Source organism: Streptomyces ureilyticus (genome assembly GCF_011045025.1).
Classification (GTDB): domain Bacteria; phylum Actinomycetota; class Actinomycetes; order Streptomycetales; family Streptomycetaceae; genus Streptomyces; species Streptomyces ureilyticus.
This window is the reverse complement of record NZ_JAAKZX010000208.1, coordinates 1-16,434: the sequence shown is the minus strand read 5'-3', so window position 1 is coordinate 16,434 and position 16,434 is coordinate 1. Positions and strand designations below refer to the sequence as shown.

The window sequence follows — 16,434 nt, the reverse complement described above, 5'->3', positions numbered from 1 at the left end:
GTCCGGCTCTCCGGCGGGAGAGCCGGACCGCCCCGCGTTTGCGCCCCGTAAGGGGCGCGGGGAGGGAACTGCGCGCCAAGCCCCCACCGGCCCGCGATGTCACCACCGTCATCCGGAGGGCGTGGCGCGCAACAACAGCAGCGCCACGTCATCCACCCGCTCCAACTCGGTCCCGCTGTGCCGAACGACCGCGTCTGCCAGCTCCTCCAGCGGCTGGTCGCCGATCTCGGTGAGCCGCCCCGCGAGCCGGGCGAGCGCCTCCTCGATGTCGGCACCGGGGGACTCGATCAACCCGTCGGTGTAGAGAGCGAGCAGGGACCCGGGCGCGAGCGCCACCTGAGTCGTCGGATACGTAGCCGCCTCGTCGATCCCGAGCAGCGGCCCGCCGGCCAGATCGAGCACCCGCACCTGCCCGTCGGGCCGTCGAAGCAGAGGCGGCGGATGACCGGCCCGGGCCATCACGGCCTGACCTCGCGCCGGGTCGAGGCGCAGATACACGCAGCTGGCGAAGAGATCGCTGCCCAGGTCCATCAGCAGCCGGTTGGTGCTGCTCATGACCTCCTCGGGCGGCTGGCCGACGGTCGTGTACGCGCGTACGGCGGTCCGGATCTGTCCCATCAGCCCGGCCGCGGTGACGTTGTGACCCTGCACGTCCCCGATCACCGCCACGGCCCCGCCGGGCGTCGGCACCAGGTCGTAGAAGTCGCCGCCGATCTCCATGCCCCGGGTGGCGGGCAGATAGCGGGCGGCCGCCTCTATACCGGGGAGCGACGGCAGCGAATGCGGCAGCAGCGCCGCTTGCAGACCGTGCGCCAGCTGGTGCTTCACGTCGTACAGCCGCGCCCGCTCCAGCGCCTGCGCGATCAGCCCGCTCATGCTGGTCAGCACGGCACGCTCGTCGGCGGGGAAATGATGCGGCTCGGCGTAGGCGAGGACACAGGTGCCCACCGGCCGGCCCGACGCGATCAGCGGCAGATACGCCCAGGCCGCCATGGAGTCGGGCATCGGGACCTGCTCCGGATAGAGCCGCTCCAACTGCCGGCGGGACTCGAAGAAGGCGGGCACCCCACTGGTCAGCGCGTGCACCCCGGGCGACTGCGCCGTGAGCGACACACCGTCGAACCGCTCCGCGACGTGCGGGTCCGGATAGCCGCGGTGGCCCAGCACATGCAGCCGTCCGCCCTGCGAGCCGAGCAGGACCAGAGCCTGGCTGCCGACGGCGGGCGCGATCTCGTCCGCGACCAGCTGCACCACGTCCTGGACGCCCACCGCCTTGGTGAGCGCGCCCGCCAGGTTCAGTACGTGCGAGATGGTGACCAGACGTGAGCCGCCGTTCTCGGGCCGCTGCCCGGTGCGGCCGGTCCCCTCCGCCGCCCGCGCCCGGGAGATCCTCAGACTCAGCCCGTTCGTACTGGGATACAGCCGGAACGACAGCCGGTCGGCCGGCGGACGCAGCGCCACGAACGACGTCACCTGCTGGCCTATCAGCGCGGCACGGTAGCGGTCCTCGAAGACCGGGTCGTTCAGCCACGGCACGCACGCCCACAGATGCGAGCCCAGCAGCGCGCTGACCGGCAGCCCGAGCAACTCGCCCGCCGCCGCGTTGGCGAAGCTGATCCGGCCGCGCAGATCGAGCGCGCACAGCCCGTACGGCAGCCGCGCCACCATCCGCACGGCCTCCACCGCCCCCAGCGTCCCGGCCACGGTCGCCGCCGACGCCGGGGCGAGCAGATCGGGCTCGGGACGCACCGGGTGGCCCTCCTCGGCAGCCCGCTCAAGGCGCAGCGCGAGCCGGCCGCAGGCCGCGGTGAGATGGTCCCGCTCCCGGTCGGACAGCTCCGCCGGGCGCGTGCCCGGCCAGGTCAGGAAGATCGCCCCGTACACGGCACGCTCGGTCGCCACCGGCACCGCCGCCAGCGCGAACGGATACGGCAGGACCACGGCGATCCGCGGATAGTCGCGGGCCATGTCCTCCTCGCCGCCGACCCACACCAGCCGCCGGTCGCGCACCGCCTTCGCCACCGGGACCGGCGCGCTCAGCCCCACCCGCTCCCAGGGCGCCGCGAAGGCCCGCGGCAGACCCGCCATCACGGCCATCTCCAGCACCTGCTCGCCCGGCGCCAGCAGATAGACCGCGCCGGAGTGGGCGCCGACATCGTCCATGATCGCGGCCAGCGTCAGCGACAGCAGCGGCCGGCCGACCGGTGCCGCCGTGCGCTCCGACTGCCGCCCGGACGTCTGGTCGGACACGCCGACCACCTCCTCCCACGGCAGATGCGGGCAGATGTGAAGCAGCCCAGGCGTCAAGGCTCTCTCTTGTACGGGGTTCGCGCACAGGGAGCACCCACAGTGACCGCCGGTCACGTACCGCCGTAGGGGCTGCGCATGCGTCCCGGACGCGCTGTAATTGCGGACGTGGTCAGTGACGGCGCTGCGGGACGCAGAACACGAACGCTGCGTGCCGAACTTGCCCTCAAGACCCTCAACGCCGACCGCGGCTCCCCCGAGCGGCTACGCGGCGTCATCGAACTGGTCCTGGTCTTCAGCGGCGCGGTCGTCGCCGCCGTCTACGCGCCGGGGGAAGGCGACGTGCCAGGGGAGGGCGACGCGCCAGGGGAGGGCGACGCGCCAGGGGAGGGCGACCGGCTCACCCTGCTCGAGTCGGCGGGTGTACCGCGCTCTCTGTACGGGCTGCGCGACAGCTACCCGCTGACCGGCGGCTCGCCCGCGGCGGAGTCGTACCGCCTGGGACAGCCGCTGTGGCTCGGCCCGGAGGAAGTCGCCGCGGGCCCCGACACCCCGCGGACGTCCGTGGGGGACTTCTCGCTGGCCGCCCTGCCCCTGCCCACGGGCCCGCACGGCGGCGGCTGTCTGCTCGCCGTCACCGACAGCCCCGACGGCTTCGACACCGAGGACCGGCACTGTCTCGGGCTGCTCGCCGAGGCCATGGTCTGCCCGGAGCAGTCCCGGCCCGCGCCCGAGGACGCCCTGGCGGCCGAGGACCTGCTGCCCCGCAGCTCGTTCAGCCTGGCCATGGACACCGGGCGGGTCGAGGTCGACGACGAGACGCTGGAGCTGTTCGGCATCGGGCGCGAGGAGTTCGACGGCAAGGTCGAGACGCTGCTGCGCATGACGGTGCCGGAGGACCTGCCCTCGCTGATGTCCGTGGTCGAGGCGGACCATATGTCCATCGGCGACCGCGAGTTGGAGTTCCGCATCCTCCGGCCCACCGGGGAGCAGAAGTGGCTCAGACTGCGCGGACGGCTGCTGCCCGCGGGCGACGGGCAGACGGACCGGCTCGTGGGCACCGTCGCGGACGCCTCGAAACTGCGGCCCGGCGTCAACGAGGTGGCCCGCGTCCAGCGCCTCGCCGCCGCCCTCGCCACCGCGGGCACCGTCCGCGACGTCAGCCAGGCCGTCGTCACCGCCCTGCGCCAGCCACTGCGGGCCGACCGAATAGCACTCGCCGAACTCGAGGGCGACCGGCTCGTCGTCACCGTCCTCGACCCGCCCCAACCGGAGGCGTGGCCCGAACTGTGGCGCAGCGAATGGCGCTCGGAGTGGCCCGACGCGCCCGTACGCACCATGCCGACCCTCGCCGCCGCCCTGCGCGAGGGACGCGCCGCGATCTGGCCCGCCGGGACACCGCTGGAACCCGCGCTCGCCGACGTCGGCCCCGGCGGCCTCGCCGTCCTGCCGCTGCCGGCCGGCGGACGCATGGCCGGCGCCTGCCTGATCGGCTGGGACGCCCCGCACGACTTCGGCCCCGACGAACGCGCCCTGCTCACCGCCTCCGCCGGGCTCGCGGGCCAGGCCCTGATGCGCGCCCACGCCTTCGACGCCGAACACGAACTCGTCGCCACGCTCCAGCGCACCCTGCTCCCGCGCCGGCTGCCCACCCTGCCCGGCGCGGTCGCCGTAGCCCGCTATCTGCCCACCACCGCGGGCCTGGAGGTCGGCGGTGACTGGTACGACGTGATCCCGCTGCCCGACAACCATGTCGCCCTCGTCATCGGCGACGTCCAGGGGCACAACGCCGGAGCCGCCACCCTCATGGGCCAGATGCGGACCGCCCTGCGCGCCTACGCCGTCGAAGGGCACCCTCCGGACGTGGTGGTCTCGCACGCCAACCGGCTGCTCATGGACATGGAGACCGACCTCTTCGCCACCTGCGCCTACGTCGACGTCGACATGGAGGAGGGCATGGCCTGGTGCGTACGGGCCGGACATCTGCCCCCGGTCCTGCGCCACCCCGACGGCAGTACCGAGATCGTGGTCACGGAGGGCGGACCCCCGCTCGGCGTCGTCACCCAGGCCGAGTTCCCGATGACCGAGATACCTCTGCGGCCGGGCGCGCTGCTGGCTCTGACCACGGACGGCCTGGTCGAGTCCGCCGAACTCGACCTCGAGGACGGCCTGCGCCGCATGGCCGACCAGATGGCCGCCTCCGACCCCGCCCACCTCGGCCTCGTGGCCGACGCCCTGCTCACCTACGCCAACCGCAGCGACGACGTCGCCCTGCTGCTCATGCGCTACGACGGCATGGCGCTACGCCCCGAGCGCGAATCCTGGACGGTGTGGCGCGTACCCCAAGCCGTCGGCCACGCCCGCCGCTTCACCAAGCGCACCCTGCGCGCCTGGGGCGTGACCGAGCAGACCGACGCCATCCTGCTGGTCGTGTCCGAACTCGTCACCAACGCCCTCGTCCACACCGACGGACAGGTCCGCCTGGACCTCACACTCATCAACAACCGCTTCCGCGTAGCGGTCGCCGATATCTCCCCCCGCACCCCCATCAAACCCACCAGCATCGGCTGGGAAGCCACCGGCGGCCGGGGCATCCTCCTGGTCGAGGCCCTGTCGGCGGCGTGGGGCACGGTGCCGGTGAGCGGGGGCAAACAGGTCTGGTGCGAGATCGCCCTGAGCTGAGCGGTAAGCCGCAGCGATCCGCCCTAGGCTTTCAGGCGTGCTCCGCCTCCTGCTGACGTCCGACACCCACCTCCCCAAGCGCGCCAAGGAACTCCCGGCACCGCTCCTCGCCGAACTCCCGCGCGCCGACGTCGTGATCCACGCAGGCGACTGGGTGGACGCAGCCACCCTCGACCTCCTGGAAAGCCGGTCGCGGCGGTTGATCGGCGTCTACGGCAACAACGACGGCCCCGAGCTCAGGGCTCGCCTGCCCGAAGTGGTCCGCACCGAACTGGACGGCCTGCGCCTCGGCGTCGTCCACGAAACCGGCGCCGCTGCGGGCCGCGAACGCCGCTGCGCCGCCCGCTTCCCCGACCTCGACGTCCTTGTCTTCGGCCACAGCCACATCCCCTGGGACACCACGGCACCGACCGGCCTGCGCCTGCTCAACCCGGGCTCACCCACGGACCGCCGACGCCAGCCGCACTGCACGTACATGACCGCGCTCGTGGACGGCGGCCGGCTGACCGACGTGACGCTGCACCGGCTTTGACGAACGACGGACCAGTCATCCGTACGAGAACGATCGGCCCGGCGAGTGCTGCCGCAGGCCTTGTTGAGCGTTAATCCGTTGCCCTCGCCTACGGCCGCCTGCTGCACTACGGGGGACGAGCCGTCCCAATGATCAAGGAGCAACGATGCGAGCAACGTTCATGTCCCCCCAGGAAGGAATCACTCTCACTCCAAAGGACATGACGTCACTTGCACACGCTGAACTTGGGAATCCTCGCCCACGTAGACGCCGGTAAGACGAGCCTGACCGAGCGGCTCCTGCACACCGTCGGGGTCATCGACGAGATCGGCAGCGTCGACGACGGCAGTACGCAGACGGACAGCCTCGCGCTGGAGCGGCAGCGCGGTATCACGATCAAGTCCGCCGTCGTCGCCTTCGCGATCGACGACGTGACGGTCAACCTGATCGACACCCCCGGCCATCCCGACTTCATCGCCGAGGTGGAACGAGTCCTGAGCGTGCTCGACGGCGCGGTCCTCGTCATCTCGGCCGTGGAAGGCGTACAGGCGCAGACCCGCGTCCTCATGCGGACACTGCAACGGCTGCGCATTCCGACGCTGATCTTCGTGAACAAGATCGACCGTGCCGGAGCGCGCTACACGGACCTGCTGCAGAGCATCTCCACCCGACTCACCCCGGCCATCTTCCCGATGGGCGAGGTCCGCGAACTGGGCACGCGCGAAGCCCACTTCACCCCGTACGACGGTCTCCCGCCCCGCCTGCTCGAACTGCTCGCCGAGCACGACGACGCACTGCTGGCCGCGTACGTCGACGACGAGGCGACCGTCTCGCAGCACCGGCTGCGCACCGAACTCGCCGCGCAGACCGGGCAGTCACTGGTGCACCCGGTGTTCTTCGGCTCGGCCGTCACGGGCGCGGGCGTCGATGAACTCATCGGTGGAATCCGGGAGTTGCTGCCCTCGACCGAGGGGGACGCGGACGGGCCGGTGTCGGGCACCGTCTTCAAGGTCGAGCGCGGACCGGCGGGCGAGAAGATCGCCTACGTGCGGATGTTCTCCGGCACACTGCGCACGCGCGACCGCGTGACCTTCGGGGACGGCGAGGAGGGGAAGGTCACCGGCATCACCGTCTTCGACCAGGGCTCGGATCTCCGGGACGACCAGGTGACCGCGGGCCGGATCGGCAGACTCTGGGGGCTGACCGGCATCCGTATCGGCGACACTCTCGGCGTACCGCGGAAAGGGACGGACGAGCACTACTTCTCACCACCGACCCTGGAAACCGTCGTCGTGCCCCGCGACAAGACCGACAAGGGCGCCCTGCATCTCGCACTCACCCAACTCGCCGAGCAGGACCCGCTGATCAACCTGCGGCATGACGAGATCCGGCAGGAGACCTCGGTGTCCCTGTACGGAGAGGTGCAGAAGGAGGTCATCCAGGCCACGCTGGCCGACGAGTTCGGCCTCGACGTCGGCTTCCGTGAGACGACGCCCCTGTGCATCGAGCGGCTGGTCGGAACTGGTGCGGCCGTGGAGTTCAACGGCAAGGACCCGAACCCGTTTCTCGCGACCGTCGGACTGCGCGTCGATCCGGCGCCGGTCGGCGCCGGCATGGAGTTCCGGCTGGAGGTCGAGCTGGGGTCGATGCCGTACGCCTTCTTCAAGGCCGTCGAGGACACCGTGCGGGAGACGCTCGGCCAGGGACCGCACGGCTGGCAGGTCACCGACTGCACGGTCACCATGACGCACTCCGGTTATTCACCGCGGCAGAGCCATGCGCACCAGGGTTTCGACAAGAGCATGTCGAGTACGGGCGCGGACTTCCGCGGAGTGACGCCGCTGGTGCTGATGAACGCGCTGCGGCAGGCGGGCACCCTGGTGCACGAGCCGATGCACGCGTTCCGGGTTGAGACACCGGCGGACACGCTGGGCGCGGTGCTGCCCGTCCTGGCGAAGCTGCGCGCCGTACCGCAGACGACTCAGGCGCGGGGCACGGCGTCCGTGCTGGAGGGCCGGATCCCTGCCGCTCAGGTGCACCAACTGGAGCAGCGGCTCCCGGCGTTGACCCGCGGCGAGGGCGAGCTGGAGACCGCCTTCGACCACTACGCACCGGTCGCCGGAGGCGCGCTGCCCGAGCGGGAGCGCACCGATCACAACCCGCTGGACCGCAAGGAGTACCTACTCAACGTGACCCGACGTGTCGGCGCGTGACGGCGAACTGCCCTTGAGGGAAAGGTCACTTACTCGCGAGTAAATTGGGTACTTACTCTGGAGTCAGAGGCGTTGACGCGGCCGCTGAAGCGCTGCGAACGTAATGGGCATGTCAAAGATGACGGACATGTTCCGATTGCGTATGCCTGTGCTCGGTGCGTTCGTGCTGCTCACCGGCCTGCTCAGCACAGCGGGCGCCCAGCGCGCCACCGCTCTGCCCGACGACCTCTGGTTCGACGGACGCGCCGCGTCCACCCTCACGGTCAAGAACGGCCGCTTCACCGACGGCCTCGGCCGCGAGGTAGTGCTTCGCGGCTACAACGTCTCCGGTGAGACGAAACTGGCGGAGAACAAGGGACTGCCCTTCGCCTCGGTCGCCGACGCCAAGAAGTCCGCGAACGCGCTCCGGGCCCTGGGCGGCGGCAACTCGGTCCGCTTCCTGCTCTCCTGGGCGTACGCCGAACCCGAACGCGGCAAGGTCAGCGCCGAGTATCTCTCCGCCGCCACCGGCCAGATGCGGGCCTTCCTCGACGCGGGGATTCGGGTGTACCCGGACTTCCACCAGGACCTGTACTCGCGCCACCTCTTCGACGCGGACAGCTGGTACACCGGCGACGGAGCCCCCAAGTGGGCCGTCGACGCCGGGAACTACCCGGACGAGTACTGCGGGATCTGTCCCTTCTGGGGGCAGAACATCACCCAGAACAAGGCCGTAACACAGGCGACCCACGACTTCTGGCACAACAAGTACGGCCTCCAGGAGGCCTTCCTCACGACCGCCCAGAAGACCATGGCGTACGTCGAACAGAACCTGACCGACGAGCAGTTCGCGGGCGTCATCGGCTTCGACCCGTACAACGAACCGCACCCGGGCACGCTGGACTCCGGGCAGACCAGCCGTGCCTGGGAGAAGGACGTGCTGTGGCCGTTCTACGAGAAGTTCCGCGCCCGGATGGACGCCGCCGGCTGGCAGGACAAGCCCGCCTTCGTGGAACCGAACCTCTTCTGGAACGCCAACCTCGACTTCCAGAAGCAGGAGGGCGGCCTCCTCGACGCGGGCAAGCTCGGCCCGGACTACGTCTTCAACACCCACTTCTACGACCAGAAGGCCATCTCCGGCATCTTCATGCCGGGCAAGGCGGGCGACGGTCAGTACAGCAAGGACTTCGCCATGGTGCGCGACCGTGCCGCCGTGGCGGGTACGGCCGGGATCATCAGTGAGTTCGGCCATCCGCTGGCGGGGCTGGTCTCCGACAAGGCCCCGACCGTCCTCAAGGGGATGTACCAGGCTCTCGACTCCCGTGTGCCGGGCGCCAGTTGGTGGTCCAATCCGTCCGACTCCGGTTCGGTGCTCTCCGGTTCGCAGTGGCAGTGGGACATCTACAACGGCCGCCACAAGGAGCCGATGAACGGCAACCCCGACAAGGTGCTCACCCACGGCGACGCCTGGAACGACGAGGACCTGTCCGCCGTACGCCTCGACGACTCCGGCAAGGCCGTACTGCGCCAGGACGCCCGGCTCCTCGACCGCGTCTACCCGACCGCCACCGCGGGCAGCACCGTCGCGTTCACCTACGAGGACCGTTCGCGTGACGGTTCGACGACGCTGACCTGGAACCCGGTGCCGGACTCGCTCCCGCGCGTGAAGGAGCTCGTGGGCTCGGGCCAGTACGCCCTGCACATGTGGCGCTCGGACGGCAGCTCGGCCCCCACCGAACTGCACCTGCCCGCGTCCTTCCCGACGTCCTCCACCACGGTGGTCTCGGACCTCGGCACGACGGCGACCCCGCCCTCGTACACGAAGACCACCCCGATCGCGGTGGCCGACGAGCCGGGCGGGACGGGCAGCCGCCGACTGCTCCTGACGGCACCCGACTCGGGCACGCACTTCGCCCTGGTCACGAATGGCGCCAAGGCTCCGTCCGCGGAGCTGCTGAAGGCCGCGCGGACGGAGCTGGCCAATTGGGCCGCTTCGAAGGCCGGTTGAGCTGAGGTCAGCCGACGGACGGGCCCGTCCAGTCCGCCGGCACCTCGGCCAGGCGCACGCGCTGAGGGTGGTCGCCGACCTCCACCGACGCCGTCTTCTTGCCCGTGGCGAAGTCGATGGAGGTGACCCGGTCGGAGCCGCTCTCGGAGATGACGCAGGACTTGCCGTCACCGCTCACCGTGGCCCAGTAGGGCTTCGAGGCGGTGACGAGCGGGCCCTCCTGGAGGGAGGAGCGGTCCACGATGGTCGCGTAGTCGTCCATCGTCCCGGCGATGCACAGCTTGTCGCCCTTGGGGCTCATCGACATGCCGTGGTGGCGCGAGTCGTTGACCCAGGTCGTACGGTCCTCGCTGGTCGCCGGGTTCTTGGGCAGCGTCTTCACCCGGGTGATCTTGTCGCTCGCCACGTCGTACTCGACGAAGCCGTTGAAGAACGACACCTGGAAGTAGAGCTTCGACTCGTCCGGGGTGAAGGCGACGGGACGTACGGCGTCGGACAGGTCCTTGCGGCCGAAGGCGTCGAGCCGCTCACGCATGTCGATGACCTTGACCTGCTCGTACGTGTTCGCGTCGACGACGGTGATCTTGCGGTCGCCCTTCGTCCAGTCCAGCCATTCGGAGTCGGTCGCGGTGTTCACGTCCCCGATCGACATGTTCCACAGGTACTTGCCGTCCTCGGTGAAGACGTTCTCGTGCGGTTTGGCGCCGGTCTTGAAGGAGCCGGCCTCCTTGCCGGTGACGATGTCGAGGACGTGCACGGTGTTGGAGATCGAGGCCGATACGGCGACGCGCTTGCCGTCGGGGGAGACCGCCATGTGGTCGGAACGGTAACCCGACACGGGGAAGCGCCAGTTGATCTTCCCGGTGGCGAGGTCGATCGACACGACATCGGCGAAGCTGGGCCGGGAGACCACCATGGCCGAGCCGTCCGGCGTGGAGTACATGTCGTCGACGTACTGGTCGTGGCCCTCGCCGACGCCGTTGCGGATGGCCGTGAAGAAGATCCACTTGATCGGGTCGGCGTTGATCTCCGCGATCCGCTCCTCCTTGTCCGGGATGACGTTGATCCGGCCGATCTTCGTGAGGTCGCCGCCGGGCTTGATGACGTCGGCGGTGCCGTCCCAGTTGTTGCCGACGAACATCACCTCGCGCAGATCCGCGGAGGCGGTCTTTGTGCCACTGGAGGCGTCCTGAGGTTCGGCCGTGGCCGCCGCCGACCCGGCGACGGTCAGGGCGAGGGCGGCTGCGACGGAGCCGACGTGCCGGGCTTTGAAGGCAGTCATGGACTTCTCCTGGATGTTGGGCGCATGACAACGGGGGCGGGAGGGGGAGTCTGAAGACGTGGACGTTCAGAGTTACTTACTGGAAAGTAAGGAGTCGATGCCGCTCTACACAAGACGTCGAAGGCGACAAAATTGGTCACCTGTGTGACACGTGAAACCGAGGAGGCTCCAGTGACGGGCAGGCTCAAAGCGCCGACCGGGCGTTATGGCGGCAAGTCCGCCCAGGAGCGGCAGGCCGAGCGGCGTCGACGTTTTCTGGACGCCGGATTACAGCTCTTCGGCGACGGCCCCGGCTACCGCGGCACGACCGTCGCCGCGCTGAGCGAGGCCGCCGGGTTGTCGACGCGCCAGTTCTACGAGGAGTTCCGCAACTTGGAGGACGTACTCGCCGCCCTCCACCTCCGGGTCAACGACTGGGCCGAGGAAGCCGCCCTGGCCGGACTCGCCGAGGCGGACGGCCGGCCGATCGTCGAGCGCGCCGGCGCGGCCTTCCGCTCCTACGCCGCCAATGTCACCGGCGATCCGCGACGCCTGCGGATCGCGTTCGTCGAGATCATCGGCGTCAGTCCCCGTCTCGAACGGCAGCGGCTGGCCCGCCGCTCCCGCTGGATCGACTTCATCTGCGCCGAGGTCGAAGCCGCCGCCGAACGCGGCGAGGCGGCGTCCCGCGACTACCGGGTCGCCGCCGCGGCCTTCATCGGCAGCGTCAACGGCCTGCTGCACGACTGGAGTTCGGGCTGGGTCGATGCGACGCTCGACGAGGTCGTCGACGAACTCGTGCAGATGCTTCTGGGTGTGCTGCAGCCGGTGGGATGGAGAGGGCCCGGGTCGGAGGAGAAGTGACCCGGGCCCTCGGCGGAGCGCTTACTGACCCTCGTCGTCCCATTCCTGGAGCAGCGTCTGCTCGACGATCTTGCCGTTCCGCAGCTCCACCATCGAGCTGGCGAAGACCTTGACGCCGTCGGGGTACTGGCACGACTCCGTGTACGCGAGGTGGTCGCCCTGGACGACGCACTGCTCCACCTTGTGGGTCATGTCGCGGCTGTACACGTCGTTGAGCATCTCGCTGATCTGGTCGCGACCGTGCATGACCTTCGGGTGGCTGGGCTGGGTGTTGCGGTCGACGACGCGGAGCTCGGCGTCGTCGGCGTACAGCGAAAGAAGTGCCTGCGCGTTCTGGCCCTCGATGGCCTGGCGCAGGGTTTCGGTGTCGAAGCCGGGGGCTGCGGCTGTGCCCATGGTGAACCTCCTGGTGGACTGTCGTCGAAGGCCGGGGCCCGGCGGGGAGCGGGCCGTAAGCGGCCTCTCCCTATGAGGCTCCTCCTGCTCGAAGGCCCCAGCAAACGGAGCCGCAGGCCCCGTTTGACGCAGCGGAACCGGCCCGTGTATTCGCACAAATTTGTGACTTGTCTCGCAAAAGGTCTAGGGTGAAAGCACTTGGAGGACTCCCCGCGGCGGCGGGCCGAGTGGCGGTGCGCGACGGGGCCGCCTCCAGGTGAGGAAGTGATCCCGTTGACCGTCACCTGGGACGACATCGGCGGGCTCGTCGATGCCCACGAGCGGTTCATGGCCGGTGTGCGGGTCGACTCGGACGTCCGGAGCCCGGTGCTCGACTCCTGGAAGCGATGCCGGTCCGCGGGGGTGGAGCCGCACCGTCTCGTGGTCCCGTACGCGCCTGATCTGGCACTGGACGAACGGTTCCTGCGCGCGGCCGACCCGGTGCTCAAGGACCTGACCGCGGCGCTCACCCAGGTCGGCATGACGGTCGCCCTCTGTGACGCGCAGGCCCGTATGGTCCAGCGCCTCGGCGGTGACCGGCACTTGCGCGAACGCCTAGACGCGGTGAGCTTCGCGCCCGGTTTCGACGCCTCCGAGCAGACCGCGGGCACCAACGGCGTCGGCACCGCGCTGGCGGAACGCAGCCCCTGCTACGTGATCGGCCGCGAGCACTTCGCCGACTGCCTGCAGCCGTTCGCCTGCGCGGGCGCGCCCGTCCGGGACCCGCTCAGCGGACACATCGAGGCCGTCCTCGACATCACCTGCCTGCGTGACAACGGCGACCCCGGCATGGTGCGGCTGGTCCGTGAAGCCGCCCGCGGCATAGAGGCGCGACTGCTGGAGCAGGCCACGGCACGGGAGCGGGCGCTGCTCGCCGCGTACCGGCGGGCATCCCACGACACCGGCGGCGCCGGCGGCTGGCTCGGGCGGCCCGGGCACACGGCCTCGCGGCACGGGGGTGCGCACAATGGCGGCGACCTCCGCCCGGTCGACCTGGCCGTGCTGCGGGAGAAGGCCGAGGCACTCATCGCCTCGCCGAACCGCACCCTCGACGAGGTGCCCCTGTCGGGCGGGAGGATCGCCACCCTGCTGCGTCGCCAGGTCAGGGGAGCGGCGGGCGAGACGGGCGTGGTCGTCGAGGCCCGTCTGCTCGGCGGCCCCCGGCTGCGTCATCCCGCACACGACGCGCAGGCCACGCCGGCCGGTACGGAGCCGGTGACCGTTCCGGAGGCGCGCGTCCCGTCCCGGGCGCCGTCGCCAGTCGGAACGCCCCCGTTCGTCATGCCTGTCGCCGTGCCGCACAAGCCCGTCACGGCGGGACCGGAACCGGGGAGCCGGACCGGTACGGACGGGAACGGCAGCGCAGACGGTGCCGACGGCTGGCCGCTGCTCGTCGGTGAGCTCGGCGTCGGCCGGCTGGCCGTACTCGCCCGCAGGCGGCTGGAGTTGCTGCACGACGCCGGCGTCCGGATCGGCACCACCCTGGACGTCACCCGCACCGCGGAGGAGCTGGCGGAGGTGACCGTTCCCCGGTTCGCCGACTTCACCGCCGTGGACCTGCCGGAATGCGTACTGCGCGGCGAGGAGCCGGAACCGCTCGGCGGGGACAGCGCGCTGCGCCGGATCGCGCTGGGCGCGGTTCATGACGAGTCCCATCTGTACGGCGTCGGGGACCCGGTCCGGTACGTGCCCTCCACACCGCAGGCGCGCTGCCTGGAGAGCAGGCAGTCCGTGCTGGAACCCGTACTGGCCGAGGCGGGCGGCTGGATCGCCCAGGACCCGCCGCGGCTAGAGCGGGTGCTGGAGGCCGGCATCCACTCACTGATCACCGTGCCGCTGCGAGCCCGCGGCACCACGCTCGGCGTGGTCAGCTTCTACCGCTGTGAGAAGCCCACGCCCTTCGAGGACGACGACCTCTACCTGGCGCAGGAGCTGGTCGGCCGCGCGGCGATCTGTATCGACAACGCCCGCCGCTACACCCGTGAGCACAACACCGCCTTCGCCCTGCAGCGCAGCCTGCTGCCCCGGGGCCGCTCCGAGCAGAACGCCGTCGACGTCGCGTACCGCTATCTGCCCGCCCAGGCCGGGGTGGGCGGCGACTGGTTCGACGCCATCCCGCTGTCCGGCGCCCGGGTCGCGCTGGTCGTCGGCGATGTCGTCGGCCACGGACTGCACGCCGCCGCCACCATGGGCCGGCTGCGTACCGCCGTGCACAACTTCTGCGCCCTGGACCTGGCGCCCGACGAACTCCTCACCCACCTCGACGACCTGGTCGGACGGCTCGACCGGGGCGAGGGCTGGGCGGTGGAGCACGCCCAGCCGGACGCCGGCATCGTCGGCGCCACCTGCCTGTACGCCGTCTACGACCCGGTGTCCCGGCGCTGCGCCCTCACCCGCGCCGGGCACCCGGTCCCCGCGGTCGTCGGACCCGACGGGACGGTGGACTTCGTCGATCTGCCCTCGGGGCCGCCGCTCGGTCTCGGCGGGCTGCCCTTCGAGACCGTCGAGCTGGAACTGGCCGAAGGCAGCCAACTCGTGCTCTACACCGACGGTTTGGTCGAGGACCGGCACCGGGACATCGACGCCGGTCTCGCCACGCTCCGCACCGTCCTCGCCCAGGCCTGCCGAGCCCCGGAGGACACCTGCGAGGCCGTCCTCGATGCCCTGCTCCCGAGCAGGCCGAGCGATGACGTGGCCCTGCTCGTCGCCCGTACGAAAGCGATGGGCCCCGAGCAGGTCGCCCAATGGGAGCTGCCCAGCGACCCGGCCGTCGTCTCCCGCTCCCGCGCGGCGGTCACCGCGCAGCTGACCGCCTGGGGCCTCGACGAACTGGCCTTCACCACCGAACTCATCGCCAGCGAACTCGTCACCAACGCCATCCGCCACGCGACCGGCCCCGTCCAGCTACGACTCCTCCGAGACCGCGCGCTGATCTGCGAGGTCTCCGACACCAGCAGCACCTCGCCCCGGCTGCGCCGCGCCAGGAACGAGGACGAGGGCGGACGCGGCCTCTTCCTCGTCGCCCAGCTCACCGAGCGCTGGGGAACCCGCTACACCACCAACGGCAAGATCATCTGGACCGAACAGCCACTGCCGCGACCGCTTTGAGGATCGGGTCGGGCTGAGGAACTCCGCACTCAGGTACTGGGGTTGGCACCACTGCGAACTTTCCGGCTGCCCGGATGGGCTGAGGAGGTGACGCTCCGTAACGTCTGATGCATGGGTACACAGACACGCGAGCGGTTCAGTCGGTCGGCATGGATGAGGGTGACCCTGGCGGTGGCCGGGGTGGGGGCGATCGGGGTGACCACGCTGCTCGGCTCCGGCGCCGGAGCCCTGGGCGCCGACAGTGAGGCGGTCTCACGCGGCCGGTTCCAGCGGGACGCGGACGCGGTCCGGGACACCGGCGCCACCGGACTGGTGGCCAGGGCACGGGACGCCGCCGGCCGGGACACGTCGGTCAGGTCAGGCGTCGCCGATCTGGAGCGGGGCGGGCCCGTGCCGTACGACGCCTACTACCGGATCGGCAGCGACACCAAGACCTTCGTGGCCGTCGTCGCCCTCCAACTGGTCGCCGAGGGCAAGCTGAGCCTGGACGACACCGTCGACAAGTGGCTGCCCAACGTGGTCACCGGCAACGGCAACGACGGCAGCCGCATCACCATCCGCAACCTGCTCCAGCACACCAGCGGGCTTGTCGACTACACCGACATTCTCTTCGAGGACCCGGCCGAGCTGACGCCCGAGCGCTATCGCGAGCAGCGCTTCAAGGTGCGCACCCCCGAGGAACAGGTCGCGATGGCCATGACGCGCAAGCCCGGCTGGCTGCCGGACGCCGACGACCCGGGGTCCGAGACTCGCTGGGCGTACTCCAACACCAACTACGTACTGGCCGGCATGATCATCGAGAAGGCCACCGGTCACCGCTGGGAGCAGGAAGTCCACGAACGCGTCATCGAGCCGCTGAAGCTGCGCCACACCCTCACCCCCGGCACCTCGCCCTACGTCCCCCGGCCCACCGCCACCGCATACCTGCAGTTCCCCGGCCGCGACGACCTCACCGACACCACACTCTCAATGGAGGGCGGTGCGGACGGTGCCGTCATCAGCACCACCGACGACATGAACACCTTCCTGCGCGCCCTGATGAATGGCCGGCTGCTGCCCGCGGAGCAGCTGGCGCAGATGCGGACCACTGTCCCGGCGCCCGACGAGTTGGGCGACAAGACGCGCT

General features: G+C 70.5%; 10 protein-coding genes. 7 read left to right on the top strand and 3 right to left on the bottom strand.

Annotation, left to right across the window (positions count from 1 at the left end; genetic code table 11):
- Positions 1-108: 108 nt before the first annotated feature.
- Entirely contained in the window at positions 109-2,259 is a 2,151-nt protein-coding gene (locus tag G6048_RS39205) for a SpoIIE family protein phosphatase (RefSeq protein WP_328828287.1), read from the bottom strand.
- Between the two features lie 156 nt (positions 2,260-2,415).
- On the opposite strand from G6048_RS39205, the gene G6048_RS39200 reads away from it, so the two are divergent.
- From G6048_RS39200 to G6048_RS39185, 4 genes are all read left to right on the top strand, one after another.
- Positions 2,416-4,929: a SpoIIE family protein phosphatase gene (locus G6048_RS39200; protein WP_165344364.1), complete on the top strand. Its 2,514-nt coding sequence runs from the start codon at positions 2,416-2,418 to the stop codon at positions 4,927-4,929.
- A 37-nt stretch (positions 4,930-4,966) separates the two neighbouring features.
- Entirely contained in the window at positions 4,967-5,461 is a 495-nt protein-coding gene (locus tag G6048_RS39195; RefSeq protein ID WP_165344363.1) for a metallophosphoesterase family protein, read from the top strand.
- Between the two features lie 209 nt (positions 5,462-5,670).
- Positions 5,671-7,653, top strand: coding sequence for an elongation factor G (locus G6048_RS39190; RefSeq protein WP_165344362.1), 1,983 nt, complete (start codon positions 5,671-5,673; stop codon positions 7,651-7,653).
- 103 nt (positions 7,654-7,756) lie between these two features.
- Positions 7,757-9,640, top strand: a complete 1,884-nt coding sequence (locus tag G6048_RS39185; protein WP_408056216.1) for an endoglycosylceramidase — start codon at positions 7,757-7,759, stop codon at positions 9,638-9,640.
- A gap of 7 nt (positions 9,641-9,647) precedes the next feature.
- Here the strand turns inward: G6048_RS39185 and G6048_RS39180 are convergent, their stop codons facing one another.
- Positions 9,648-10,922: a PQQ-binding-like beta-propeller repeat protein gene (locus G6048_RS39180; protein WP_165344360.1), complete on the bottom strand. Its 1,275-nt coding sequence runs from the start codon at positions 10,920-10,922 to the stop codon at positions 9,648-9,650.
- A gap of 171 nt (positions 10,923-11,093) precedes the next feature.
- Between G6048_RS39180 and G6048_RS39175 the strand changes: the two genes are divergently transcribed.
- Entirely contained in the window at positions 11,094-11,765 is a 672-nt protein-coding gene (locus G6048_RS39175; protein WP_165344359.1) for a TetR/AcrR family transcriptional regulator, read from the top strand.
- A 21-nt stretch (positions 11,766-11,786) separates the two neighbouring features.
- Here G6048_RS39175 and G6048_RS39170 read toward each other — a convergent pair whose 3' ends face one another.
- A complete protein-coding gene (locus G6048_RS39170; protein ID WP_165344358.1) occupies positions 11,787-12,161 on the bottom strand; it encodes a nuclear transport factor 2 family protein in 375 nt (124 codons plus the stop codon).
- A gap of 264 nt (positions 12,162-12,425) precedes the next feature.
- Here G6048_RS39170 and G6048_RS39165 point away from each other — a divergent pair, with 264 nt between their 5' ends.
- Complete coding sequence (locus G6048_RS39165) at positions 12,426-15,308, top strand: SpoIIE family protein phosphatase (RefSeq protein ID WP_165344357.1); 2,883 nt, start codon at positions 12,426-12,428, stop codon at positions 15,306-15,308.
- 111 nt (positions 15,309-15,419) lie between these two features.
- On the top strand, positions 15,420-16,434 hold a 1,015-nt coding region (locus G6048_RS39160), incomplete at its 3' end, for a serine hydrolase domain-containing protein (protein ID WP_235990923.1).